Origin of the sequence: Ekhidna sp., from assembly GCF_040220215.1 — a bacterium.
Taxonomy (GTDB): Bacteria; Bacteroidota; Bacteroidia; order Cytophagales; family Cyclobacteriaceae; genus Ekhidna.
On sequence record NZ_JAVJTR010000026.1, the window covers coordinates 1 to 3,145 of the forward strand.

At 43.4% G+C, this 3,145-nt stretch carries 3 protein-coding genes; all 3 read left to right on the top strand.

Annotated elements, in window-relative coordinates; all coding sequences use genetic code 11:
* Window positions 1–97 precede the first annotated feature (97 nt).
* A complete protein-coding gene (locus RIC88_RS19035) occupies window positions 98–1,282 on the top strand; it encodes a TolC family protein (RefSeq protein ID WP_350219167.1) in 1,185 nt (394 codons plus the stop codon).
* Window positions 1,283–1,301: 19 nt separating this feature from the next.
* Window positions 1,302–1,844: a hypothetical protein gene (locus tag RIC88_RS19040; protein WP_350219168.1), complete on the top strand. Its 543-nt coding sequence runs from the start codon at window positions 1,302–1,304 to the stop codon at window positions 1,842–1,844.
* The coding region (locus RIC88_RS19045) for an efflux RND transporter periplasmic adaptor subunit (protein ID WP_350219169.1) at window positions 1,841–3,145 on the top strand (1,305 nt) is incomplete at its 3' end. The genes RIC88_RS19040 and RIC88_RS19045, both read left to right, overlap by 4 nt.

Consider the following 3,145-nt stretch of genomic DNA (forward strand, 5'->3'; position numbering starts at 1 on the left):
CATCTTTAGGATAATCATTTCAAGCAGGAAGAATCCCGCTTACCGAGCATATTAGGTTATGCTCAACACTATTTGATTAATCCTAAAATCAATTTACATGTATAAAAAAATCGTGTTCGCTCTTTGCGGATGCTTCTTGTCCTTTGGCTTGATTGCCCAATCGTCTTCAATAGAAAGCATTCTCAGAGAAGTAGAACAAAACAACCAGGAGCTGAAAGCCCTCAGTCAATATGCTGAGAGTAGAGCTCTTGAACTGAAATCCGGAAATAATCTACCAGACCCTCAACTGGGAGCATACTATCTACCTTTTGGGGAGCATAGTGCGGGAGATTATACGGAGTACCAGGTGAGCCAGTCTTTTGAGTTCCCAACGGTCTATAGCACCCGAAGGAATCTCATTGACAAACAAACCGATCAGTTGCAGCTTGACTATCAGGCCAGACGACAGGAAATATTGGCGCAAGCCAAAGAATACTGCCTGAATCTGATCTACCTGAACAAACGCCTTACTACCGAAACACTTAGAGTCGAGCAGGCAAAAGAGGTGTTTGAGCAGGTACAAGAGCTTTACGAAAAAGAACAGGTGGGTATCCTGGAATTGAATAAAGCGAAGGTGGCCTGGATGCAGGAGCAGTTCAAAATCCAGCAGATTGAAAGCGATCAGAGAAACACGATGTTACTCCTTAAGAATCTTAATGGAGGAGCAGAGATACGTTTTTCATCCGATGAATATGCTTTATCCCTGAATTTGGCTGACAAGGAAAGTGTTTGGCAGGAAAAGCAAGTGCAAGATCCTGAGCTGGTAAAACTCAAGCAACAGGAGGAGATTGCTCAGCAGTCATTAAGGTTGGCTAAAAACAGGACGCTCCCAAATTTGACAGCTGGCTTCAATAGTCAGGGTGTAGCAGGTGAGCGGTTTTCCGGTATGTATGCCGGCATTAGTATTCCATTATGGAGTAATCGAAACAAGGTAAAAGCCGCTCAATCTCAAGTCGACTTTCAACAGTCGATCAATACCTCATTGTCATTGCAAGCCTATTCGGCATTTGAAAAGCAATACAATGACTTTGAGATTATGCTTTCCAAGTTTCAGGAATATGAAGCAACATTATCGGGCTTAAACAGTGATGACTTATTACTGCAGGCCTATCAACTAGGTGAATTATCCTTCCTGGAATACTACATGGAGCTAAAGTTTTATCGACAGGCATATGATACGATGCTGGACATGCAATACCAACTCTATGTATTGCAAACACAACTTTTAAAACATCAATTATAAAATCTTAAAACATCGAATTATGAAAATTTCAAATATTCTTATCGCAACCCTTATTCTATTCTCAGCAGCATGTGGTACAAAAAGTGATCATGGCCACTCGCACGGAACTGGAGAAGGCGAACACACCCATGATCATGAAGCTGATCATAAGGAGCAAGAAGAGTTCAAAGTGAACGAGGAGGAAACGACAGAGACTGCAGATGAAAGTACTGAAACAGAATCCACGGTAGAGACGAAGCAGCAAGAGAATGAGGTTACTATTACTGTGCCAGCTAAAAAGGGAGTTGAGTACAAGTTTCATCTAAAGCAATATGAGAAGCTTACCTACGAATGGACTTCTGAATCTCCATTGTATTTTGATCTTCACGGTGAGCCATTGGATTACGAGCAAGCGAAGTACTTCGAAAGCTTTGTTGTAGCTACTTCGGACAAAATGAAGGGAATCCTAACTGTGCCATTTGAAGGCTCTCATGGCTGGTACTGGAAAAACAGCAGTGATGCAGATGTTAAGGTCACTTTGAAATCGAATGGCAATTACAAAATACTCGGACTGAAGCAATGAGATATTTATATAAAAGCGTTCGATACTCCATCATCCTGTTGGCGGTGACTCTTATTTCCTGTCAACCTGTGGAGGAAGAAGGGCATGCACATGCCCCGGATGGTAGCCACATCACGGAAGGTGATGAAGTGCCTTCGGTGGTCGCAACTATCTGGACGGATAAGACGGAGTTGTTTGTTGAATACCCGGCATTGATTGTTGGAAATAACAGTCGTTTTGCAGCACACTTTACGGTGTTGGAAAAGCATCAGCCTGTTTTGGAAGGCAGTGTAACGGTGAGTTTGATAAAAGGTGGAAAGGGCATCCGACACAAGGTTGATGCACCTTCTTCACCCGGAATATTCACACCCTCACTACAACCGAAGGAAGCGGGAACCTATCAGTTGATTTTTGAAATCAAGACGCCTGCGTTTTCGGATAAGATCGTAATGGATAATATTCCTGTGTATGCTTCAGAGGAAGAAGCCATTGCCCAAATGGGTAGTGAAGAAGAGGGTAATGCCATTACTTTTTTGAAGGAACAGGCCTGGAAAATGGAGTTTCAAACAGCTCCAGTTTTGAAGAAGCAAGTCTTTCAAACCATTCCCACTTCAGGTGTTTGGAAAGTAGCACCCTCGAATTATCAGACGCTAGTGGCTCCAGCCAATGGACGAGTGAGCTTTAGTTCTGGAATATTGACGGAAGGAAGCGCTGTAAGAAAAGGTCAGGTTTTGATGACCATTAGCAGTGCAGGACTTACTTCTAATAACCTGAGCGCAGAGATCCAAAAGGCAAAAGCTGAATTCGAGCAAGCCAGATCGGAATACGAACGGAAAAAGGAATTGTACAATTCCAAAATCGTTCCTAAAGCTGAGTTTGAGCAAGTAGAGCAGAAATACCAGGTGGCAAAAACCAACTACGAGACGCTGAGCAGTGGGTACAGTGCAGGAGGCAAACAAGTCACTGCTCCAATGAATGGATACATCAAATCTATTCAGGCAGTAAACGGTGGATTTGCAAACCAGGGCGATGCTTTGGTGACTGTGACAAGCCATAAGAGTAGTTTGCTGGAAGTACGGGTTAGCCCGAAGTACAGTGCTGATCTGCAGAACATTCAAAACTTATGGTATCAGCCCAAACCGGGAGCTTGGTCAAGTCTAAAGGATAGAGGAGGTAAGATTATTTCCGTGGGTAAAGAGGTTGAATCTGACCAACCATTGATTTCTGTTTTTGCAGAGGTGTATGAAGGCGTGGAAATGCCGGAAGGCAGCTACACGGAAGCTCAGCTTGCCGTTGGTTCTGCTGTTGAAAGTTTGACTGTG

Bases quoted from the DNA above. Each gene is read 5' to 3' on its own strand.
- RIC88_RS19040 (WP_350219168.1), top strand. From the start codon at position 1,302: ATGAAAATTTCAAATATTCTTATCGCAACCCTTATTCTATTCTCAGCA.
- RIC88_RS19035 (WP_350219167.1), top strand. From the start codon at position 98: ATGTATAAAAAAATCGTGTTCGCTCTTTGCGGATGCTTCTTGTCCTTT.